Annotated in this window: 21 protein-coding genes; 2 read left to right on the top strand and 19 right to left on the bottom strand. The window is 62.3% G+C overall.

Translation table 11 applies throughout. The features are described from left to right. The first annotated feature begins 2 nt into the window (after positions 1–2). Positions 3–674 (top strand): type VI secretion system-associated protein TagF, encoded by a 672-nt coding sequence (gene tagF, locus ACIQ09_RS00800; RefSeq protein WP_398304633.1) that lies wholly within the window; start codon positions 3–5, stop codon positions 672–674. A 32-nt stretch (positions 675–706) separates the two neighbouring features. Here the strand turns inward: tagF and ACIQ09_RS00805 are convergent, their stop codons facing one another. The 19 genes from ACIQ09_RS00805 to tssA form a co-directional block, all read right to left on the bottom strand. After that, on the bottom strand, positions 707–1,495 hold the full coding sequence (locus ACIQ09_RS00805) for a PP2C family protein-serine/threonine phosphatase (protein ID WP_398304636.1): 789 nt from the start codon (positions 1,493–1,495) through the stop codon (positions 707–709). A gap of 2 nt (positions 1,496–1,497) precedes the next feature. Then, a complete protein-coding gene (gene tagH, locus ACIQ09_RS00810; protein WP_398304639.1) occupies positions 1,498–3,324 on the bottom strand; it encodes a type VI secretion system-associated FHA domain protein TagH in 1,827 nt (608 codons plus the stop codon). 38 nt (positions 3,325–3,362) lie between these two features. Continuing rightward, on the bottom strand, positions 3,363–4,583 hold the full coding sequence (locus tag ACIQ09_RS00815) for a hypothetical protein (RefSeq protein ID WP_398304643.1): 1,221 nt from the start codon (positions 4,581–4,583) through the stop codon (positions 3,363–3,365). A 3-nt stretch (positions 4,584–4,586) separates the two neighbouring features. Then, entirely contained in the window at positions 4,587–5,015 is a 429-nt protein-coding gene (locus ACIQ09_RS00820) for a hypothetical protein (protein ID WP_398304646.1), read from the bottom strand. A 69-nt stretch (positions 5,016–5,084) separates the two neighbouring features. Continuing rightward, a complete protein-coding gene (locus ACIQ09_RS00825) occupies positions 5,085–5,411 on the bottom strand; it encodes a DUF4150 domain-containing protein (RefSeq protein WP_398304649.1) in 327 nt (108 codons plus the stop codon). A 64-nt stretch (positions 5,412–5,475) separates the two neighbouring features. Then, positions 5,476–6,531, bottom strand: coding sequence for a hypothetical protein (locus ACIQ09_RS00830; RefSeq protein ID WP_398304652.1), 1,056 nt, complete (start codon positions 6,529–6,531; stop codon positions 5,476–5,478). Beyond that, positions 6,528–7,544, bottom strand: coding sequence for a DUF2169 domain-containing protein (locus tag ACIQ09_RS00835; RefSeq protein WP_398304655.1), 1,017 nt, complete (start codon positions 7,542–7,544; stop codon positions 6,528–6,530). Before ACIQ09_RS00835 ends, ACIQ09_RS00830 begins: the two co-directional genes overlap by 4 nt. Positions 7,545–7,549: 5 nt before the next feature. Beyond that, complete coding sequence (locus ACIQ09_RS00840) at positions 7,550–9,601, bottom strand: type VI secretion system Vgr family protein (protein WP_398304658.1); 2,052 nt, start codon at positions 9,599–9,601, stop codon at positions 7,550–7,552. A gap of 22 nt (positions 9,602–9,623) precedes the next feature. Continuing rightward, on the bottom strand, positions 9,624–10,964 hold the full coding sequence (locus ACIQ09_RS00845; protein WP_398304661.1) for a tetratricopeptide repeat protein: 1,341 nt from the start codon (positions 10,962–10,964) through the stop codon (positions 9,624–9,626). Between the two features lie 28 nt (positions 10,965–10,992). Further along, positions 10,993–13,719, bottom strand: coding sequence for a type VI secretion system ATPase TssH (gene tssH, locus ACIQ09_RS00850; protein ID WP_398304664.1), 2,727 nt, complete (start codon positions 13,717–13,719; stop codon positions 10,993–10,995). Positions 13,720–13,732: 13 nt separating this feature from the next. Then, positions 13,733–14,821, bottom strand: a complete 1,089-nt coding sequence (gene tssG / locus ACIQ09_RS00855; protein ID WP_398304667.1) for a type VI secretion system baseplate subunit TssG — start codon at positions 14,819–14,821, stop codon at positions 13,733–13,735. Continuing rightward, entirely contained in the window at positions 14,797–16,671 is a 1,875-nt protein-coding gene (gene tssF / locus ACIQ09_RS00860) for a type VI secretion system baseplate subunit TssF (protein WP_398304671.1), read from the bottom strand. Before tssF ends, tssG begins: the two co-directional genes overlap by 25 nt. A 7-nt stretch (positions 16,672–16,678) precedes the next feature. Then, positions 16,679–17,188, bottom strand: coding sequence for a type VI secretion system baseplate subunit TssE (gene tssE, locus ACIQ09_RS00865; RefSeq protein ID WP_398304674.1), 510 nt, complete (start codon positions 17,186–17,188; stop codon positions 16,679–16,681). After that, positions 17,181–18,014, bottom strand: a complete 834-nt coding sequence (locus ACIQ09_RS00870; protein ID WP_398304677.1) for a type VI secretion system accessory protein TagJ — start codon at positions 18,012–18,014, stop codon at positions 17,181–17,183. Before ACIQ09_RS00870 ends, tssE begins: the two co-directional genes overlap by 8 nt. Before the next feature lie 58 nt (positions 18,015–18,072). Next, positions 18,073–18,567, bottom strand: coding sequence for an Hcp family type VI secretion system effector (locus tag ACIQ09_RS00875; RefSeq protein WP_398304680.1), 495 nt, complete (start codon positions 18,565–18,567; stop codon positions 18,073–18,075). A gap of 96 nt (positions 18,568–18,663) precedes the next feature. After that, a complete protein-coding gene (locus tag ACIQ09_RS00880; protein WP_398304683.1) occupies positions 18,664–19,149 on the bottom strand; it encodes an Hcp family type VI secretion system effector in 486 nt (161 codons plus the stop codon). 134 nt (positions 19,150–19,283) lie between these two features. Continuing rightward, positions 19,284–20,777: a type VI secretion system contractile sheath large subunit gene (tssC, locus tag ACIQ09_RS00885; RefSeq protein WP_398304686.1), complete on the bottom strand. Its 1,494-nt coding sequence runs from the start codon at positions 20,775–20,777 to the stop codon at positions 19,284–19,286. Positions 20,778–20,831: 54 nt separating this feature from the next. Next, a complete protein-coding gene (tssB, locus tag ACIQ09_RS00890) occupies positions 20,832–21,332 on the bottom strand; it encodes a type VI secretion system contractile sheath small subunit (RefSeq protein ID WP_398304689.1) in 501 nt (166 codons plus the stop codon). 51 nt (positions 21,333–21,383) lie between these two features. Continuing rightward, complete coding sequence (gene tssA / locus ACIQ09_RS00895) at positions 21,384–22,442, bottom strand: type VI secretion system protein TssA (protein WP_398304693.1); 1,059 nt, start codon at positions 22,440–22,442, stop codon at positions 21,384–21,386. A gap of 370 nt (positions 22,443–22,812) precedes the next feature. On the opposite strand from tssA, the gene ACIQ09_RS00900 reads away from it, so the two are divergent. Then, positions 22,813–23,235, top strand: coding sequence for a DUF1178 family protein (locus tag ACIQ09_RS00900; protein ID WP_398304696.1), 423 nt, complete (start codon positions 22,813–22,815; stop codon positions 23,233–23,235). Positions 23,236–23,254: the final 19 nt, after the last annotated feature.

A 23,254-nucleotide genomic window follows, 5' to 3' on the forward strand; every position in this document is an offset into this window, starting at 1 on the left:
CGATGACTGCAGGCTGGTATGGCAAGCTTCCCGCACTGGGTGATTTTGCCCAGCGGCGGCTGGAACAGGACTTCATCGTAGGCTGGGACACCTGGCTGCAGAGCGTGATCGTCGACAGCCAGCGCATCCTGGGTGGAAACTGGCTGTCTGCCTACCTGAGGGCTCCGGTCTGGCGTTTCGTGCTCGCCCCCGGGGTGGTGGATAGCCGCAACTGGAGCGGCATCCTGCTCCCCTCCGTAGACCGGGTCGGCCGCTATTTTCCGCTGACCGTCTGCGCCCCGCTCCCGCAGTTCAGCTGGTCAGCACCTCAAGTAGCGATATTGGATGCATGGCTGAACCGTCTCGAGGATGCGGCCCGGGCCTGCCTGACCCACGAGGCCACGGTCGAGGGCTTTGAAGCCGCCCTGGCAGCGACCGGCACCCTCGACCTGGGGCCACCTTCACCTGGCGGCGCAGCCCTGGCCGCGCTGCGGAGTCGCAGTCGGGCCTGCACGCTCCCCCGCAGCCCCGGCCAGGCACCGGCCTTCGATCGGCTCGCCGGTGACGCACTGAACGAACTCCTGGGAGGCTACAGCCTGTGGTGGGACAGCGACGGACAACAGGCCCTTGCCCATTCGCATCTCCCCTCTGGCCCGGCCTTTGTGGACATGCTCCAAACCACGCCTCCCGCCTGAGCAGACCGATCAGGCCGGGAGAAAGCTGACGTTTATGCCCGCGGATAGGGCCGGATGACGGTGGTGGCGGGTCGGGCTCCATAAAACACCCCCACTGCGCTGAAATTGTCGTTTTCGGCCTTGGCGACCCTCTCCACCTGCAAAGCCATGCCCACCAGCCAATCATTCGCCTCGACCGCGCCTGCCAGTTGGGACAGCATGAATACCTCGTCCACATACTCCCACCATCCATCGGTGCAGATGAGGAAGGCGTCGCCCTGCTTCAGCCCCACCAGCGAACCCGCCACGGAGAGCTCAATCGTTTCAGCGGAGCCAATTGCCGAGGTGAGCAGACTGCGCTGGGGATGAGTACGGAGATCGCGTTCGTTGCTGTAACCCGCATCAATGAAGCTCTGTACCAGACTGTGGTCACGGGTACGGTAGGCGATATCACCATCGCGAAAAAGGTAGATGCGGGTATCCCCCACGTGCCCCCAGATGGCCGACTCCGTGGCCCGATCCACCATCAACAGGGCCACCGTTGCATGCATGTCGTCCTTGGTTACGCCAGCCTGCTTGGCGCTGATCACAGCATCATTGGCGTGACGCAAGAGCTCGATCGCCCGATCAGAACTCACTGACGGATTGGCGGAAAACGCTTCGAGGATAGTGCTGACGACCAGCCTCGACGCAATATCCCCGCTGCCGTGCCCGCCCGCTCCATCCGAAACGACCCAGCATGCCGCGCTGTCATTGCTCCAGAAGCCACAGGCATCTTCGTTGTAGCCCCTGCCACCCGGCTTCGAGAGATAGGCCGTTTCGAGCGCGTTAGACTGATCCATGCTTACTGGTCCTCCGCCTCATCCCTGAGGCGCTCGATCTGTTCTTCGTACGCCTTCAGAAACTCCCGTCCGAACAGAGCATCGAAATCGTCCTCGGCCTCCCGTGAGATGGCCGCATAGTGCTGCTCGTAGAGATCCCACAGGCGGGCCTTGCGCGCACCGGGCAGCACGCTGGCCAGGAAACCGCCGCGACTGATACGCTGCTCCAGCACCTCGGGCTTGAAGCGCTGAATCAGCCCGCCAATCGCGGCCCGCATGCCGGCCAGGAAGCCAAACTGATGGGAGCGCAGGTCCAGGTAAGCGTCGCGCATCGCGGGTTCGGCCGCAAGGAAGCCGCCTCCTTTGGGCTCCAGCAACTGAAACAATGCAAACTCGATGTCGGGCGCGAACTTCAGGGGGTTGTTCTCCCGACTCACGATCATTGTCATGTCTGCCCGAAACTCCCGCTTCGTCGTGGCCCTCGCCTTGAGCAAGCCCATCGTTCCCGACACAGCCTCCCGCACGACGACCCCCAGCTGCTCCATGCGCTCGGGCGTCAGCCCTCCATGCGCGTAGATCGGCATGCCCAGGCCACGCTGGAAAGCCGCGAGCAGCACGGCCGAAACATCCGGCGATGCTGACGGAGCAGGGGCAGGCGCAATGGGCTCAGGCGCCGGGCTTGGCGGAGGCGCAGCCGGGGACAGGGAAGGCGGCGGCGTGAGGACAACGTCAAAGGCCTGCGATCCGCTCCCCCGGGGTGGGCGGGCATTCGAGGACTGAACGTCCTTGCGGCGCTCATAGATCTCCGTCTGCGGAAGCGCGGCCACATCCCGGACCGGCGGAGGAGCGGCGTTGGGCCCCTCGCTCGCGGACCAGGACAGAACAATCCCCGCCCCCGTTTCGGACCGCCCCCCGGGGGGAGTGGCCCCGACCGGAGCAGGCACCGCCGGCTCCGATGCGACAGTCAATGGCACAGGGGTCGGAATCGGAGCCAGCGGCGAGCCACCTTCGCGCGCGATACCGAGGGGCGAAGCCTGCGCTGCAGATACCCGCGGCAGCCCAATGTTCTCGGCGAGCAACGGCGCATCGTCACGCATGGGATCCGGTACAGCCCCGCGGACAGCCCCCCCAAAAAGTGCCAGAGGATCATCAACGACAGGAGCCTGACCCAAGGACGGAGTGACATTTCCGGAAAGGGATGTGCCAGCAAAGGGATCCTTGCTTCCCTCCCCTGCACGGATGCCGAACAAGGCATCGACACTCGCGTCCAGTGCGGGCATTCCGCCAACGACCGAAGGAGGTGCCACCGCCGGGCGCGGCGCAGGCGCAAAGGGGTCCGGCAGGGACGCCGCCGACTCCGGCGGCGCGACTGGCGCTGCAGCCGCATGGAAGAACACACCGAAAGGATCTTCTGCAGGGGTCGTCAGCAGAGGGCTTCGTGCCTGAGACCGGAAGGGGTCGGCACCGCCCGGCGACACATCTCCAAACAGCCCGAGCGGATCACTGCCGACGGACCTCGGCCCCTCCCCAGCAAGCTCGGCTTTGCATTGATCGACCTGCATCTCGTACTGCCCGACACAGATCCGGTCACCGTCAGCGAGTTGAACACGGGTTCCGCGACCCACGGGGCGCGCATTGATGAGGCTCGGATTGCCCCCCAGATCCTCCAGCAGGAAATTCCCGCCTTCGAAGATAACCCGTGCCTGAACCCGGGAGATGTGGCGCTCGGGATCAGGCAGCATGAGGCGGTTACCCGCCTCACGACCGATGGTTCCTCCGCCAGCACCGAACTCCGCATGGATGGGCTCAGCCAGCGGAGCACCCTTGAAAGTCATCACCACGATGCGCATAAGCGAATGCTCTTTAAATTTCAATAAATCCGATTGTGTCAGACTGACGGCGGTGGCGAAATGATCCTTTGCCCTGCCAACGCTGCCCGGGCACCAAAATCCCAGCGGGCTTCAAGGTCGATCCATCGCTGGGCTTCACGGCTCAAACTGCCTTGAATATCGTGCCCAAGGCGCCAGCGTACACCACCCTGCCAGCGTTTGCCGTGCTCGTCCCATTGCTGACGGGCCTTAGCCAGGTCAGGCAGAACAAGCTCCTCTTGGAGATCCCGCAATACCGGATCATCCTCGTGATCTTCGGGGGAAGCGATTCGAGCACCGTCCGCGCTCAGCGCCGTCATCCGACTCCAGCCGCGAAGAGCCGACGCGGCCAGCAAGGGATCATCCGACGCCATCCAGGCGTACACACGCTCGAGTGCCTGAAAGGAGCCAAGACGCGCAGCCAGGAGGCCCCGCACGGCAGCGGGCTGCTCGCAGATCCGGGCGAGAACTGCGGACTGTTCCCCGGGAGGTGTCAGTGCCGCAAGCCATCCCAAAGCCCATGGCTGCCGCTCCGGGGCATCGGCGAGACGCCAGAGAGCTTCCGGAACCCAGGGCTGACCTGTCCATATGGCCGTCTCGACAGCTGCTTCCACCACGCCCGGGTCCGCGTGGCGAATTGCCTCCGCATAGGGCCTCGGTCGTGCCGTATGACGCGTGTCGACACACAGGGCCGCCCTCCAGGCGATCGCCGCCACATCACCTTTATCGTGCCCCAACAGGTGGTTCAGGTCGGCCGTATCGGCATCAAGGCGATCGTGCTGGGCAAGGGCAAGCGTGGCCCAAGCTGCATGTAGAGCGCTACTCTCGATAAGGGCAGTACGCAATGTGGGCTCTGCCGCCGCCAGGGGCAGAAGTGTCAGCGCCTCTCCGAACCCAGCCAATGCAGGCCCCCTGGCATGCAGGAATGACGCTAAGACCTGAGAGACCTGGCGACTCGCACCGCAGCGAAGGAGGGCCCAGGCAATGGCAAAGACCTCGTCCCGATCGGGCGACACCAGGCCAGCGCCAGCAATAGCGTCAAGGGAATCGCCAGCCACCATGGCGCCCTGGACATGCGCCTCGATTCTCTCAGTCAGGTAAGCGAAGTCCGACAGCGTCAAGCTGTCCGAGCGCACCGAGGCGCGACGACGTTGCCACAGGTAGGCAAGCTCTTCCAGGTGAGTGAGCACCCTGTCCGGAATGAAGGACCAGGAACGCGTGAGCGGGGCGACGACTGGCATCGCCTAATTGATGGACACGCTACCGGCCTTGATCCGTTGCAGGCCCCGAGCCCGGATCAGCACATCCTCCCCACGCAGCACGGCCTTGCCATCGGCCCTCAGATCAAGCACAGCATCGCCACACTTGAGGGTAAGGACTTCGGTCGCCTCGAGGCACAGCCGCGCCGGCGGCGCCGGAGGGCTGTATGGGCCGATCCGTCCCATCACCACAGCGGGATGGGCGCCGACGGGTGGCAGCACGATGACCCAATCATGTGCAGCCAGCTCGATCGAGCCGCTACTGCCGGACTGGAGCCAGGCGGCATCCCATTCGCGACCTCCCGGCAGGCGTACCCGTATCAGCCCGCCCTCCAGCAGCGCGATCACCTCCGCCCGCTGGGGCTGCGGATCGACTTCATGGGGCAAGACTAGGACACGTGCGGCTTCGGACATTGGGAATCTCCAGGCACCAAATACGGATAGCGGCAGATCATCACGGATTCTGCAAGTTCCGTCATGACCTCACCCAAGGATGTTCTTTTTGTTGTGCCAGAGGGGGTCGCCGAGGCGACAGACATTCTTCCCGTCGAGCATCACATTGAAGGAGTACATCAGGAACTCGCACTCCTGCTTGAAGGTGCTGCTGATGACCCCTCCGAGTGTCCCCGCCTCGTCCCCCGAGCTCGTCATGTACTTGGCGCCCTTCACCATCACCATCGAACCATCCGCCTTGACGGTCGTCGTGCCAGCAATGGTGTCTGACGACTTGCCGATGTTTGGATAGGGAATGGGTACGGGCGGCGCCGAAGGCACCGGTGTCTTGCAGACATCGGGAAAGACCATGCTCATTCCGCCGCTGGTCTTGTGCGCGAATCCGGCAATATTATGAACACTGCATGACATCACTCTACCCTCAGGTGCTGCGCTCGAAGATGACCGCGGCCCGGTCCCCCCTGTCGGAGGAAGCATAGACCAAAGCCGGGCCGGGTCGATAGCCCCCGGTCAAGCCGTGACACGCCAGCGCGGCCAGCGCCAGGCCGTGGGCAGCCCCCAGGTCGCCAAAACACTCCGCCGGGTGTTCCGTATGAGCCTCGTCGGCGAAGGCCGAGGCATTGCGGATTCGTGCCACACCAAACTCCCGTGCCCAATAGCGCTCTCCATTGAAACTGCAGTAAACGGTCTGCAGCGGCACCGTCAGACCCGCGGCGTCGAGGCACGCCGAGACGACGCCGGCCAGCCCCTCCCCCAGGTAGGGCTCATCGGCGTAAAGGTGCCCGGGCTCGAACCCGCTACCCGTCGCGGCGATCCGCGCCAAGACCGGTAAGCCGTAGCTGCGCGTCACGGACTCGCTCGCCACCAGAAGGAAGGCCGCGCCTTCAGCCGGGCTGAAGCCATCACTGACGGTCTCCCCGCGAACGCGCCCGGCCTCATCCAGCGTAGCCAGCACATGCATGTCGACAAAGGAATCCAACCCGCCCACCAGGATCAGCCCGGCCTCCCCCGCAGCGATTCGCGCAGCAGCCTGAGACAGGGCCATCAGGCCACTGGCCCGCCCCCGCGGAGCGGCAATGCTGAGCGACGGATCAAAACACGCGCCAGCCTGGCTTGCCAGAGCCTTGAGAAAGCGATCAGGATCAATCGGTCGGGTGGTGTGATGTTCAGGAAGGCCCAGGAAAAGCGGGGGAGCAGGCAAATCGGCGGGCAGTCCAGCATACAAATCACCCAGGGCCGCATGGGCCAGGCGCAGCATGCGCCCCTCGCGGGCCTGCAAAGGTGCGGCGGCCGCTGCGGGCGCGAGGGCTGGCAGGCCTTGGTCGGGAACGACCCCGACGATGAAAGGCTCCTGTCGCCGGTCGCACCAATCAATCTCACGCAACACGGACAATCGCGCCCGAGCACCCGCCGCGCTCTCCGCCAGCCCGAGGCCTGCCGGACACACCAGGCCCGCCGCGGCAATGACGACGCTCATACTGCGTGCCCTGCCTGCCCGGATACATGCAGGGCACGCAGCTTCAGCAAGTGCTTGTCCACCGTCAACTCCGCCCGCCAGACCATTTGCAGCCGGGCCATGTCGGGCTCAATGAGAACAGTGTCAAGGAGCGGTTCGGCCGCCATGTGGCGACCCGCAAAATCGAATACCAACTGCAGATCAGGGCGGGGCAAAGTGAAACAGGCCTGGCCTCCCCCCGTCACCCCCTCCAGTTCGACGGTCTCGCCCCCCACCAGACGCTCCGGGGCGACAAGCCCAGGAGGGGCGACCTGGAAGAAGCGGGGGTCGAAGTCGAGGGGAAGATAGGGGGCCCGTGTCTTCTGCCAGAGCGCATCGTAAGTGCCGGCAAACCGGGCCCGCCCCAGCCAGGCTGCAGCGACAGGCGCCACGCCGACGGGCTCGGGCCGCTCATGGGGGTGGCCCAGGAGGGCATCGGGGTCCTCGATGCAGGGCAAGGGCAGACCCACCGGGTCGGTGTCCCAGCTCGCGACAAAACCACGCCCTACCGGATTGCGCAACTCGCATTCGGGCGGATGGTCTGGCTGAGCCCGGGACTGCCCGCCAAAGGCCAGCTCCCAGCGCAGGGGCAGGCGCGCGAAGGGCTGGGGAGTGCTGGGCCGCCAGCCTTCGCCCGCCCGCTGCCAGAAACGTTCGCCGAAAACACGCAGGCGCCGGCCAAAGGTGCCGACGCGCAAGGCAACGTCCATGCTCTGTACCGGGCCCGCAGGCGCCACCGCGCGACCGAGCAGCAACACATCGGTGGATGGCTTGAGCAGGGTCAGGTCTGCCGCAGCACGCAGCGAACTGCCGGCCGGGTCGCCCCAATACACATCACTGACGAGGAACATGGCCTGGCTCGCAGCCAGCTGCGGCACCCCCGTGGAGAGGTCGTAGCTGATCTTCACCGCGGCATAGGCGCACTCAACCCCTGTCGGTGAAGGAAAGACCGACAACGTGGCCGGATAGGGAGTGGTATTGACGACCTGGAGCATCGGGCTCAGTTACTGGCTATTTTCGAACCCTTGATGACCACATCGCTTGACGCCTTGACGCTCACCTTGCCGCTGCCTTTGATGGTGATGTCACGCCCCTGGATGGTGATGGTACCGTCCTTCTTGAGGGTGATGGATGCATCGCCGGTCTTGAAGGTGATGGCATCGGCGGCCTCAAGGTAATAGGTTTTGCCGAGCTTGACCCGCCCGTCTTTGCCCACGCTGACCGACTGATTCTCACCGATGCTGAGGGTCACGTTCCTGCTGACGGTCTCGCTGAGATCGGCACCGATATCCACATGCTCGTCCCCCCCCACGCTGCGATTACGGCGCCCTCCCACATGGTGGCTTTCATTGGCCCCGACGGAGATGCTGCGGTCGGATCCCACGGCGGTGCTGGCATCTGCCCCCACCGTCAGGTCACGATTGACACCGATGGTGATGGATTCATTGTTCTGCACCGACTCGATGCGATCATGACCTACCGAGACTGTTTCATCGTGACCCACAGTCTTGGATCGGTCTACGCCGATGGAGCGGGTCTCGCAGTTTTCGATGACACCATCGAAATTGCGCTCGGCATGAACATAGACCTGCTCCTCTCCCTTCTTGTCCTCAAAGCGGAGCTCGTTGAAGTTGGCTGGGGTACCGCCTTTGCTGGAGCGGGTCTTGATGCCGGTCTGGGTCATGTTGGCGGGCAGGGCATAGGGGGGCATCTGCTCCGCGTTGTAGACCCGGCCGGTGATGATCGGTCGGTCCGGATTGCCCTCAAGAAAGTCCACGATGACTTCCTGTCCAATGCGTGGCAACGCGACCATGCCCCAATTCTTGCCGGCCCACGGATGGGACACCCTCACCCAGCAAGAGGCGTTCTCGTCCCTGCGGCCGACGCGATCCCAGTGAAACTGGACCTTTACCCGCCCGTACTTGTCTGTGTAGATCTCCTCGCCAGCCGGCCCCACCACCACGGCTGTCTGCGGCCCACGCACGATGGCCCGGGGCGTCCGGCGCTCCGGGCGAAAGACTTCGGTAGTGGGCATCGCGGTGAAACGGCAGGAATGGCTGGACCCTTGCCCAGCGCCTGTCTCATGGCCGCCATGGACCATGTCGTAGGCCGCCGAGACCACCAAATATTCCCGGTTCTGGTCTTCGCGGGGATGCTCCTGCAATGTAAAGGTGGCACCACTGGCGATCTCCACCACGCCGCTACGCCCTTCCATCACCTCATAAGGGATACGCAACGCCTCCAGGCGGGTCTTGACGTAGCGCTCGCCATCCGCCGTGCGGAGATAGTCGCCGGGGTAATCGTAAACTTCAAGCTTCGCCCCCCCATCACTGGAAGAGACCTTGCTGGACTTCTTCAAGTCCAGGGAGGGCCGTTCAAAATCATAGTCATCCAGTTCGGTCATGCCGGTCCGGATCTCCCGGGCGCTCATCCACTCGCCGATGGTCTTGTTCTCGGCCCGGCCCCGCCCACCTTCGGGCAGGAAGCGGATGGACGCATGCCCGACAACCGGCTTGTGGGCACTGATGGAGTCACATAGCACGACCGTATGCTTGCCCGGCGCATGCTTGAGGAAATAGTAGATGCCCTCCGTTTCCAGGAGCCGGCTGATGAAATCGAAGTCGCTTTCCCGATACTGAACACAGTAGTCCAGGGAGGGATAGCTACCGGTCAGGCGAAAGTCGAAGCTCGCATCCGGATACTTGCCGAAGATCTCTCGAACGATGTCGGGCACGGACTTGTTCTGGAAGATCCGGCAATCCGCGCTGCGCGTGAGCAACCATAACCAGGTGTGGGCCACGATGCGATAGCGGAAATAGCGCCCTTCCACCCCCACCAACCCGAAGCGCGTAACGCAGGCATTAAAATGCCGCGGCCCCGCTTCAAGGCCGTTGTGGATCACCGTCACGCCCTGCCCGAGGATCTCCTTGGGCAACAGGGTTTCCTTGGCCGACAGCACCGTAATGTCGTACTCCGCCAGGCGCCCCAGCTCCTCCCGGGCCTGCATCGTCTCGAAGCGTACTGCGTCCCCGAACGGGGACGTGATCTCCATCAGTTGTTCCATGACATGTCCCTCAAGGCTTGCGTGCCACTACAACCAATCCGAGCACGGGCTTGCCCCCCTCGGTCCGCAGGGTGTCCTCGCCAGCCTCCAGCAAGTCCAGGCCGGCAGCCCGGATCACTTCCTCGACGTGCCCACAGGTATGGCTGTAGCGGCCATGGGGATTAATGCGGAAACCCTCGGGGGCATCCCCATCGTCGGCCCGCTCCACGGTAAAAACCAGCACCCCTTCTGCCTTCAGTGCCCCTGCGGCAGCCATAACGACCCGCCGCAGATCGCCGAAATAGCATAGGGTGTCAGCAGACATGATCACGTCCCACACCCCATCCTGACCAAGCAGGAACTCGGTCAGCTCGGCCTTTTCCAGTTCGGTATACACACCCTTGTTGGCCGCCAGCTCCAGCATGCCGCCGGAGAGGTCAACACCGGCCAGACGACCGCACATGGGAGCGACCAGCGGGCCGCACAGGCCGGTCCCACAGCCTGCATCAAGCAGACTTAGCCCGCGGCGCGCCCCCACCTGACGGGACAGCGCCGCCGCGCAGAGCTGAGGCGCCTGATAAGAAAGCTTGAGATTAAGCTGCTCCTCGAAACTCGAGGCGAAGCGGTCGAAGGTGTATTCCAGGTAATCGTCAGCCGCTCGCTCCGGCACCCCCTGCCCCGAACAGGCCGCATGCAGGTGACGCGCCACCGGATGGTCAGGCGCTACCTCGACCCATTGCCGGAACACCTCGGCCGCCTCCTCGTGACGGCCAAGGGAATAGTAGGTCAGGCCGAGCAGCTTGTGCGCCTCCGGATGGCCCGGAATCCGGCTGATGGACTGGCAATAGTAGTGGATAGCCTCCGCGGTCTGCCCCTGGGCCGCATACAACAGCCCCATGTTGTTGTATGCCCGGGCGTTTTGCGAATCAAGCGCGATGGCATGCCTGAAGCTGGCGGCAGCCTCTTCGAAGCGCCCCTCGGCCTTGAGCAGCGCTCCGTAATTGTTGTGGAGGTTGGCGTCGTCAGGCGCGAGTTCGATGGCGCGTCCGTAGCAAGCAGTGGCTTCCGCCAGCTGCCCGCACTGGACGTGGATATTGCCGAGATTGTTGTAAAACCCGGGAAAATCCGGAACCAGCTCGATTGCCCGCGCGATCAGGGCAACGCCCTCGGCACTGCGGCCACGCTCATGACACAGCACGCCGAGGAAATGACAGGCATCTGCCATATCGGGGGCCACCTCGATGATGCGCCGATACAGCGCCTCGGCCCCCTCATGGGCCTTCTCCCGATGCAACTGCAGGGCGAGGCCCAAGGCCTCCTCCAGGCTGAGATCGGTGATTGCCTCCATCTCTCTCTGAATGTCGTCAGTCATGGCTTTTCTGATTCAGGCACAAATTTGTTCATTCAAAGGCGTAACTGAAACCACCGTCAGCCACCCCGATCCGCACGGCAGCCACTGGACGGCCCTCCATGGTGCGGGTCAGAAACTCCCGGCTCAGATCGGGCAACAGGGTGTTGGTCAGAATGGCATCAATCATGCGGCCACCCGATTCGCTCTCGGTGCAGCGAGACACCACCAGCTTGCGGACCTCGTCGGTGTACTCGAAAGGAATCCTGTAACGCGCCTCGACCCGGGCCTTGATACGGTTGAGCTGCAGGCTGACGATGCGCCCGAGCATCTCGTCAGACAGGGGGTAGTAGGGAATCACCACGAGACGGCCGAGCAGGGCCGGCGGGAAGATCTTGAGCAGCGGCTCGCGCAGACTCTTGGCCAGCCCATCGGGTTCGGGCATCAGCTCCGGATCGCGGCACATGGACGAGATCAGCTCGGTGCCGGCATTGGTGGTGAGCAGGATCAGGGTGTTCTTGAAATCGATGAAGCGCCCCTCCCCGTCTTCCATGAAGCCCTTGTCGAAGACCTGGAAGAAGATCTCATGGACGTCCGGGTGGGCCTTCTCGACCTCGTCCAGCAGCACCACCGAATAGGGCTTGCGGCGCACCGCCTCGGTGAGGACACCCCCCTCGCCATAACCCACGTAACCCGGTGGCGCACCCTTGAGGGTGGAGACCGTATGCGCCTCCTGGTATTCGCTCATGTTGATGGTGATCAGGTTCTGCTCACCACCGTAAAGGGCCTCGGCCAGGGCCAGGGCGGTTTCGGTCTTGCCCACGCCGGAAGTGCCGGCCAGCATGAAGACACCGATAGGCTTGCTCGGATTGTCGAGCCCGGCGCGAGAGGTCTGGATGCGCTTGGCGATCATCTCCATGGCGTGATCCTGACCGACCACCCGCTCTCCCAATGCGGAGGCCAGCTTGAGAATGGTCTCCACTTCATTGCGGGCCATGCGCCCGACGGGAATTCCGGTCCAGTCGCCCACCACACTGGCGGTGGCCTGGTAGTCGACGGTGGCGAGGATCAGCGGGCTTTCACCTTGTACTTCGGCCAGAGCCGCCTGCACCTTACCAAGCTGCGCCAGCAACTCGGCCCGCTCCGTCTCATCCGGTGCGCCGACCAGGGCCGCCGGATCGCCCCCGGCAACTTCGCCGGCAGCCTCTTCCAGGGCGCTGCCGGTCCCTTCGACCGGCTGGGCGCCCCCCCGCAGGCGGGCACGCAGGGCCAGCAGCTCGTCCACCAGCTCTTTCTCGCGCTTCCAGCGCGCCTCCAGTTCGACCAGACGCGCACGCTCCCCCTCGAGAGCGACGTTGACCTCGGTTTCGCGCTGGGCCACCTCGATGCCCACCGCCTTCTCACGGCCGATGATCTGCTCCTCGGTTTCAAGGGCCTCGATGCGCTTGCGGCAATCGTCCACTTCAGCCGGCGTGGCATGCAGGCTGATCGCCACCCGCGCGCAGGCCGTATCCAGGAGGCTGACCGATTTATCTGGCAACTGACGCGCCGGAATGTAGCGATGGGACAGACGTACCGCGGCCTCCAGAGCCTCATCGAGAATCTGCACCTTGTGGTGCTTCTCCATGGTGGATGCAACACCTCGCATCATCAGGATGGCGCGACGCTCGTCCGGTTCGTCCACCTGCACGGCCTGGAAACGCCGGGTCAGCGCGGGATCCTTCTCGATGTACTTCTTGTACTCGGCCCAGGTGGTGGCGCCGATGGTCCGCAGCTGCCCGCGGGCCAAAGCCGGTTTCAGCAGGTTGGCGGCGTCGCCCGTGCCTGCGGCACCGCCCGCCCCCACCAGCGTATGGGTTTCATCGATGAACAGGATGATGGCCTTGGGGCTGGCCTGTACTTCATCGATCACCGCTCGCAGGCGCTGCTCGAACTCGCCCTTCATGCTGGCGCCTGCCTGCAGCAGGCCCACGTCGAGGGCACGCAACTCGACATCCTTCAGGGACGGAGGAACGTCGCCACGCACGATGCGCTGGGCGAAGCCCTCTACCACCGCCGTTTTGCCGACCCCGGCCTCGCCGACCAGGATGGGGTTATTCTGGCGGCGTCGCATCAGGATATCGATGAGTTGGCGGATCTCTTCATCACGGCCAACAATGGGGTCCATCTTGGCTTCCCGCGCCTGGGCGGTGAGATCGGTGGTGAAGCGCTTCAGCGCCTCCTGCTTGCCCATGGAGGCCGGCGCCAGGGCATCACTGGCCTCTCCAGGCTGGCCCGTGCTGCCGGACACGGACAGCGCCTCTTCGGCAGAAGAGGCCACGATCGCAGCAAATTCATCAACCAGGGTATCTGCGCGGATCCGCTCGAACTGTCGGGAGATGCCCAGCAGCACGTTAAGCAGGCGCGGCGTTTTGAGTGCGCCGACGATCAGGTGGCCCGTACGGATCGCACCCTCACCGTACATCAGCGAGCCGTAAACCCAAGCACGCTCCGAGATATCCATCACATGCTCGGAGAGGTCCGAAATCGCCGTCGCGCCCCGTGGAAGCTTATCAAGCGCCGCCGTTACGTCTGCCGACAGGCGGGACGCATCAATCTCGAAATGACGGACGATGCAGTGAATGTCAGTGTTATCCGTCTGAACGATCTGGGCGATCCAGTGCGCCAACTCCACATAGGGATTGCCACGCAGCTTGCAAAACACGGTGGCACTCTCGATGGCCTTGTAGGCCACGCTGTTGAGTTTGCCGAACAGGGCAACACGACTGATCTCGCTCATACCGACCTTTCAATTAGGCTGACTGGGCTGCAGGGAATCGATCAGTGGCAACACTGCCTGGGTTGCTGCCACCAAACTGCGAAGCGGGGCGCCCAAGCACCCGCTCCACGTCCAGCACGAGGTCGTCGGCATCACGGGACGCATCCCGTCCGCCCAGCCAGGCCGTGTAGCCCAGCCGCACCCGACCATCGAGCCGCGCAACAGGAACGTCCGCAGCGGCGAGCACCAGCCGGACATCCCAGAAATATTCCAGATTCACATAGTTGTGCACACAGGCCGCCAGAGCCCGGATACCCGCGCCGGCAGGCAGCAGCGACCCATAGCTTGCGCCGGAGAGCGGGCCGACACGCAGACGGAACTTGTGTTGCCTGTCCCACACACGGCTACCCACCACTGCACCACGGCCCAGGGCCTGACGTCCCGCGCCCAGGGCGAGGCGATCATCCTCTTCGAGCACAATCCAGTGACCGACGAACTGCTCAACCTGCGCTTCGCAACGGAAGTAAGCCGCCACCAGCTTGGCCAAGCCTTCTCCGTTGCGGATCTGGCGACTCAGATGGCCGGCATGGGCCAGTTTGGCAAAGTCTGGAAGCGCATCCCGATCACGCAACTCGGACAGGCCAATGCCCGCCAGGGCCCCCAGATAGCGCCCGAAGGGATCGTCGTCGGGCCGATCAAGGCTAACGGTCGGTTGGGCCTGCGCCCAAGCACGGTAAAAAAGGCTTAGAAAACGGTGATGAAAAACATCCAGGAAGCGTGCGAAGCTCGCATCGCCACCATGCAAAAGACGATTACGGGCGTGCTCGGTGAGGTGTCGCGGCAACGGTCCGTTAGGGCCGAGCATGCCGAAAAAGCGCACCTCCAGGCGATTCGGCCGCCGGCCCTTGGCTGGGGCAACCGACGCCAGCGAGGCGGGCGCAAAACTGAGGTCGGGATCCTGCCCCAGACGTATCGGCTCCTCGGCGGGGCTCCGCCCAAACCCGATGCGTGGCGCGTCCGCGTTGGCCGCATCAAGGCGGCGCAGCGCGTGATAGAAATCCCATGCCCAGGGCTCCCTGGCCATGGACTCCAGCAGGGTCAGAAGATCGGGCGAAGCCCGCATCGGACCTCCCAGTTCATGACCTCGCCACGGGTCAAGGAACGCAGCCTGGTCCGCGTGAAGCTGTTTATCGACACATATCGGGCGAAGAAATGTTCAAGCACAGAGCCGAGCAGGAAGGCACTCCCACCCTCAAAGGCGAGTTCGTCGACCTCGACCGTGATGTCGATTCCCCGCCCGAAACAGGGAGGCCCGGCCATCGGAAGGCGCGTGGAAAAAGCTCGGGCGTGCACCGATCGCAGCCCCTCGATCTGCCGCCGGACGCTCAGATCATTGCTTCCGCCGTACAAGCCCAGCATCTCCCGCAGGGCCGCCGCGCCTTTGGCGCTGTCGCTGTCCAGTAGTGAGAGATAATTGAGGGAGAGCAGGCTGATGCATTTCCAGGCTCGGGCGCCTTCCGCTACGGGCGCGGCAGGCATGGAGGGGCCCCGCACGCAACGCACACCCTCCACTGGCGCGGATACGTCAAGCGCGAAGTCGCTGCCTTGACCGCTCAGGTTCAGCAGAATGGGCAGATCCCGGTTCGTACACAGAAGGGTCGCCGCCAGTTGGCGCAGGTCCGGGCTGTAAGGCGCCTCGGTGGAGTCCACGATCGAAACAAAGGTCTCACTGCCCGTGTAACGGGTCCGAGTACCGATACGACGTTGCCTCTCTGACAGCAGCCGAGGCTCACGCCGGAGGGTGAAATAGCCCTGAGCCCCCGCATCCCAGCCATGATGGCTCTCATAGAAGCTGACGAAGTTCTGCTCTCTTTCTACTCCTGAACTGTAACCGGTGAGCGTCTGCACATCGTAGACCTCGAAATCCATTGCCCGCGTTCGATCCGGTACCACGTGGAACTCATACTCACCTGTGGTGACATGAATCCGATCCGCTCGCCGCTTGAAAAGATTGATGACAGGCGTGGCGTTGAGCAAGAAATGCCCGGCATCCACCTGGCTTTCAAGGGATACATCCCCCTTGGAAAAGAGCAGATGAAGTTCCAGCTCGCTCTCCGGCAGACGGGGCAAGGCCGCGGCGAGGCCCGAGATATCGAAGAACAGGAAGCGCTGAGGGAAGGCGAAATACTCATGGATCAGACGATGACCGCTGAACCCTCTGGGGGTTGACGGCAGCAGGGCTTCATCCTCATCGTAGCCCGCCAGGGTAAGGCAACGGCCAGCCAGGAACTGGCGGTTGCGGATGGGCCGATCGATACCGGTGATCATCACGCCAAGCGGATTGCTGCCGATGCACTCAAGGAGCCGATAGGCCGCCTCGTCCGCCCCCCCAAGACAGAAGCGCAGGCGGTCGACACCCAGCTGATCAAAGCGTAAACCGGCCGTGCAGCGCAGGCGGATGCGCACACCGCCACGGAACTTGCGAGCCACGTCAGGCGATGCCAAGGGCAGGTCCGTTGCGGCACTGAAGTAGCGAGCATCCACCACCTCGATGGGCCACAAGCGGACATCCTGAGCCGTTGTGAAAGTGCACGCGCTACCGTCACGCGCCGCCGAAGCGGTGTGCAGCGCACTCCCCCGCTTGATGACGAACCCCTCGGCCAGATTCGCGTCGGACAGGATCGGCTGGAACTGGGCGATCGCCATGGCTGGCGTCGGCGACAGAAAATGGGGGTGCACCATTTCCAGCAGATGATGGGTGAAGCGGGGAAACTCGGCTTCGAGCTTGAGCTGGACACGTGCAGCGAGAAAGGCCGCGCCTTCGAGCAAGCGCTCGACATAAGGATCCGCAACCTCAAGGCCGTCCATCGACAGACGGCTGGCAATCTTCGGGAACTCCTCCGCGAACTCGCTTCCCATCTCCCGGAGATGCCGGAGTTCCTGATTGTAGAGATGCAGCAGCCGAGGATTCATGCGAACTTCATTTGCTCAGTTCGAACAGTTCAACCTGTCCGGTTTCCAGATCCAGCGTGGTCCTGATGAGCATTTCAAGAGGCACGGGCTGGGCCCACAGCAGGCCTGATATCTTCAGGCTGACAAGGTTGTGCCAGTCAAGCATGCTGTCGTCGAGAATCGCCGAGACGACAAGGGAGTCCGGCAGAATGCGAGGCTCGAATCGAATGATGGCCTCCCTGACGGCCCGTTCAATGTCGCTGACCTCGATGGAGGCCGCGGTCTCTCCGGAAAATGACGGCACACCATAGTTGAGCACCGAGTTTCCTGCGTGAACCGCCGCGGCGAGAAGATTGTCCCTGTCGGACAAACGTGTGCAGTTCAGCAGCGCGGTCAGGTCACGCAAGACAGCGGCACGCATCTGACTTCTACTGAGCACCCGGCGCTCAACCGGCTCCTGCACGCTCCCGGGATCATCATCGATCAATCGATCCAACAAGGACGGCTGGAGCCGCTCCCGCGGCACCAGTTCAGTCATCCGCAGACTCCGTGCCTTCTTCCGGCAAGGTATCAAATTCGATCAGGCGCACATCCATCAGGGCCTTGTCACCGCCGTCGGTGCTCAGGATGCGCTGACCACTGCCGTGGAACACGCCCGGCAGCGTCTCGAGCCATTCGGTGCGACGCGCCAACTGAACGAGGGGTTCGGTGGACAATTCACTGCCCGGGTAGCGGGTCGGAATCAAACCGACGCTTTCGCCACCATTGACAAACTCGAAATGAACCGGAGTCCAGACCACGTCGCGCAGGTCGGTAGGCTCCTCTAACTGGATGCGACGCAGATTGGCAAAGGGCAGCCAGTAATAGCGACCGTTGATGACCGCCTCGCACACCGGCCCCAGGCGCATATCGGCATCGGCAAGCCAGGAGAAAGCTTCGCCATCAAGGGTGCCGGTACTTGCCGGTGCTGCGTCAAATGCCTGCTGCCGCAAGCGCTCAGCGCCGACCGCATCTCCTTTCCCAGCCGTGAGCAAGGACTCGATCAGCAGCGCCAACCAGGCATCGGGCTGCCCGAAGATCATCGGCACCTTGCGCCCGGCAAACACCTCGCTGCGCAAGGATTCACACTGGATGGCCTCCCGGTAGGTCTGGGCCATGGGTAGCGCCGCTGCATCAAGTTCGGCTGCCACACTTAACTGATTGAGTGCCCTCCCCCACTGCCCGAGAACGGACAATAGCTGAAACAGGAAAACACGCAGGCGCGGGTCCGACGGGTTGGCCTTGACGCCATCCTGCAGTAGTTTGAGCGCCTGTGCCGGCGCTCCCTGATGAAGAGCACTCTCGGCATTCGTCACAGCATTCATTGAGGCGCTCCTGAAATTTGAATCTTGATTTCGGCAGACCGTGGCGCGCCCGACGGGCTCAAGCCTGATCAATCTCGGTTTCGAAGGTACAGACTCCCTTGCCCGAGCCACCCCGGTCCTGCTGCCGGTATTCCACATTCACCTTCTGAAAGGCAAAGCGGATCTCCTCAATCAACTCTGGCGATCCAGACCCGACAATTCGGTGCGAAGTCACCCTCCCCCGCTCAATGGTCACGGTAAGGTAATCGAGACCGGTTTCACCGGATGCCTTGCGCACACTCAGCACGGCTTTCTTGATCGGATCATTCCGGCGCAAGGCAGCCATCAGGCCAGTCGAAGCGGTATCCACGCGCTTGGTGACAAGCAACTCGTGAATAGTCGTACGCCCTCCCTCCCTGGAGGCCTTGTTCTGGTACCAATCACCTTCGCACTCCATTCCCCAGGACCAGCCAAGCACCTCAATCTCGCCGGCATGCCGGGAGTCACCGCTTTCGCCCCGAATCGGGCCTTGACGTGCGGACTCAACCTTCAAAAACATGTCGCAAATGGCCATGGCCGCCTTCACACTCCGCTCTGATTGCTGAAATTAGGGAGCAGCCGCCACGGCCGCCAATCGTGCCCCGGATCAGGTCGAACCGGGGCCACAGCATCAGCCAACGGGCTTGTTGGCTGGAATGTCCCAAGCCGCGGTCTTCGTGCTTCCACCGCCGCCCTTGGCGTCCTGCGGGGTGTATTCGACCTTGAACCTGCCAAAGTTCAGCGTCACATTTTCGGTCAGACGATCCTCACCACCACTGCCACCCGTCTGCACGGACGACACAAGCACATCCTCAAGGGTGATCTTGATGTATTCGAGGGGCTGGTCTCCCGCCTTGCGCACCGTCAGCTTGGCTTCCTTGATATGGGTGCCCTTGCAGCAGGAAATGATGAGCGGAGTGGACGCCGAATCCACCCATTTGGTAAAGCTCAGGTTCTGGACGTTCACCTTGCCAGAACCGCTACCAGTACCCACATGTGTGTTGCCGCTTTGGGAAAGCCCCCAACTCCACGCCAGCACGTCGATTTCCTTCTCGTGCTTGGAGTCCTTGGACTCACCCTCAATGCTGGTGAGTTTGAAAAACATATCGACTGCCATGATCTACCTCCGCACTCCGCTAAATTGTCATCTGGAAAAAGCCAGGATCCGGGCAGAACTCACTTTCTGCCCCATCCGGCATCCGCCTCGCTTCACCCATTGGAAGGGGAGTCGCCCCTGCCTCTCGAGTTTCGTCACGCCGCCTTTTGTGAGGGCAGCTTGGACACCAGCCTGAGGGACACGGTCAGGCCTTCCAACTGGTAATGCGGACGGAGGAAGAACTTCGAGGTGTAGTAACCCGGGTTACCCTCCACCTCCTCCACCACGATCTCCGCCGCTGCCAGCGGACGCCGGGCTTTGGTCTCTTCCGACGAATGGGCAGGATCCCCATCCACATAATTCATGATCCAGTCCTTCAGCCAGCGCTCCATGTCGTCACGCTCCTTGAACGAGCCGATCTTGTCGCGGACGATGCACTTCAGATAGTGAGCAAAGCGACAGCATGCAAAAAGATAGGGGAGACGCGCTGCCAGATTGGCATTGGCAGTCGCATCAGGATCGTCATATTCGGCCGGCTTGTGTAGCGACTGGGCACCGATGAAGGCCGCGAAATCCGAGTTCTTCTTGTGCACCAGCGGCATGAACCCGTTCTTGGCCAGTTCCGCCTCGCGTCGGTCGCTGATCGCGATTTCGGTGGGGCACTTCATGTCCACACCACCGTCATCGGTGGGGAAGGAATGAACCGGCAGACCTTCTACTGCTCCCCCCGACTCAATGCCGCGGATCCGCGAACACCAACCGTAATACTTGAATGAACGATTGATATTGACCGCCATCGCATACGCCGAGTTGGCCCATGTGTACTTGCTGTGGTCGGCTGCGCCAGTATCTTCCTCAAACGCAAACTCATCGACGGGATTGGTCCGTGCCCCATACGGCACCCGTGCCAGAAAACGAGGCGCGGCGAGACCAATGTATCGCGCATCATCACTTTCCCGCAGGGATCGCCAGGCGGCATATTCAGGCGTACCGAAGATCTTGCTGAGATCACGGGGATTGGCCAGTTCCTGCCACGAATCCATCTGCATCAATGCCGGGCTGGCCGCTGCAATGAATGGCGCGTGTGCCGAAGCGGAGATCTTGGCCATTTCCCCAAGCAGCTCCACATCCGGCGGCGTTTGATCAAAATAATAGTCGCCAACCAGGCAGCCGAAGGGCTCACCACCAAATTGACCGTACTCTTCCTCGTAAATGCGCTTGAACACCGGGCTTTGATCCCAGGCCGTGCCCTTGAAGCGCTTCAGGTTCTTGTGAAGCTCCGACTTGGTGATGTTCATTACCCGGATCTTCAGCATCTCGTCGGTTTCGGTGTTATTGACGAGATAATGAAGCCCGCGCCATGCCCCCTCCAGCTTCTGGAAGCTGGGGTTATGCATGATCAGATTGACTTGTTCCGACAGCTTCTTGTCGAGCTGGGCGATCATCGCCTCGATCGATTTGACGACATCGTTCCCGACCAACTGGGTCTGGGAAAGCGCCTGTTTCGCAAGCGCTTCGACGGCTTTGACGACGGCATCACGTGCCTCTTCGGACTTCGGCTTGAACTCCCTCTGCAGTAGCGATGCGAACTCGCTGCTTTCTGCCCCGGCAACGCCCTTGGCGTCGGCCTGAAGTTGCGGATCGACCATGCTCATATTCTCCGGTTGTTATTGGTAGTGACGCGCAGCGGGCTTCTCGCCCACTCAGCCTTCTGAGGGCTTCGGCGCCGAGGCAAGGGTCTGCAACAAGGCAGGGTCGTTGAGCAAGCGCCCCACCAACTCTTCGGCGCCGGTCTTGCCGTCCATGTAGGTAATCAGGTTGGACAATTGCTGGCGGGCTTCGAGAAGCTTGTTGAGCGCATCCACCTTGCGTGCAATGGCGGCCGGCGTAAAGTCGTCCATGCTTTCAAAAGTCAGCTCGACATTGAGATTGCCCTCGCCGGTGAGGGTATTGGGAACCTGAAATGCTGCCCGCGGCTTCATCGACTTCATCCGGCTGTCGAAATTGTCCACGTCGATTTCCAGGAACTTGCGCTCGGCAATCGGAGCCAAAGGCTCAGAAGGGTTGCCCGACAAGTCTGAAAGCACCCCCATCACGAAGGGCAACTGGACCTTTTTCTCGGCACCATACAGTTCCACGTCATACTCAATCTGAACCCGGGGCGCCCGGTTACGGGCAATGAATTTCTGACTGCTGTCTGCCATTTTGTGCCTCCATATGGGGATAGCGATATTGCACTGCGCAATTTGCCGGCATCACGACTCCGGGTTATCGAAACGCGCTCCAACGACCTTTTCTGCCTGATTCAAGCCGTCAGGCGCAAGATCATTCATGAGCTCAAGGAAATTCATGTTCATCATTTTCTGGGCTCGCCGCAAGACCATTGGAACCGGGCTACCCGGCTCAGTCTGGGCCAGAAAATCACACAGTCGATCGAGCGTCCGAAGGACATCGGAACGGGAGTTGATTTCCCCCTGAGGGGCAGCAGAAGTCTTGACCGCACCTACCGCGCCATCGTCTGCCAGCGTGGCGTCGGGGCTGGGAATATCGAAGTCGCCTCCCGAACCACGGGTGCATCGCTCGACGACCTGCCGGACCGGATACAGCACTGACTGAAGCGGCTTGAAGTCGACGCCCCCAGCCGCGCCAACTCGCTCGGACAGCAGCGCATCGATGCTTTTGAGCAAACCGTCCAGATTCCGCACCCTGACTGCAAGCTCTGGGTCCTCACCAAGAGCGGCCGTGATCAGTCCACTGACCTGCGCCTCACTCAAGGCCTCCGTGCCACTCCTTGCTTGCAGCCGCCCCGCAGCCACCTCGATGTCACGGACGGCAAGCATCCCAATCTGACGGGAGCGCACGACCCATGCATCGCGAACAGAACCCACCATGCTTTCTGCCGCCAGACCCGCCAAGGCGTTGATCCGCTCCGTGGGGTCATCATTGTCGTCCCGATCCAGCATGGGGTGGACATGATCCCAGAAGCCTTCGAGGAGAGAGAGCGTGAGCCGAAGCCCCATCTCCAGGCCTGTCAGCCCGTCTGAATGTGTCAGTGCCCGGGTCAGGAAGACAGCGACACGGAGATCCTTGGTTCGGGAGAAGAGCCCTTCGGACAGTTTGCGCACCTTGGCCCAGTCCGGCCCCACGCCTTCGATTCGGGTAACACCGTCTCCGTTTCCCGCACCGAACTCCAGCTCGGGAGTACCACTGGCAGCCTTTTCAAGCTCACGAAAATCGTCGTCGTACTCCAGATTCAGACCACAAGGCAGCTCGCCCGGAAAGGGCTCAAGCAATGCGTCCAGATTCACGTTCACCCCCACCGCCTCATCACCCAGAATGGGCAAAGCATCATCATCAAGACCTTCCCTCTGGATGCTAGCAAGTGGAAAGATTATCTTGGATCAAAAGAAAACGGACTACACTTTTGCCGCTGCCCGTAACCCTGCTTGCAGGACAAGATTGATAACATATTCGCATCATATTTCATAGCATTCAGGCTTAGCGCCGGCCTCGATCCGCTCTAGCTGTCTCGGGGTGATGATTTAAGCCAATACCTCAATCAGGCAATAATCCACCAGTTCGCTGTCACACAATGATCGGAACGAGCGGTATTGGCTCTCGCCTTCGTACATACTTTCAACTCGCCGGGAACCTGGCCTGACAGAACACTCACTACCTTCCACCATGATCGTCCTCGACCTGTCCTGTGACCGGGAGCACCGCTTCGAAGCCTGGTTCGCATCGAGCGAGGCCTTCGAAGCCCAGCGTGCTGCCGGCTTGGTGGGCTGCCCCCATTGCGGCAGCAGCGACGTACGCCGCCTGCCCTCGGCCCCCTACGTTCAAACCTCGTCCCATTCCGCCCCTGCGGCGCCAGCAGCCCCCAACCCTCAGGCCATTGCCGCGCGTTTGATAGAGACCCTACGCAGTGCTGCAGCCCGCTCCGAAGACGTGGGGGAGCGCTTCGCCGAAGAGGCCCGCCGCATTCACTACGGTGACAGCGAGGAAAGGGCCATCCGGGGCAAGGCTGACAGGGAAGAAATGATCGACCTGATCGAGGAGGGCATTCCCATCCTGCCGGTTCCCCCGGACAAGGACGACATGCACTGAGGCTTGGTGCGGGCAAAGC

Source organism: Zoogloea sp. (assembly GCF_044344315.1).
Classification (GTDB): Bacteria; Pseudomonadota; Gammaproteobacteria; order Burkholderiales; family Rhodocyclaceae; genus Zoogloea.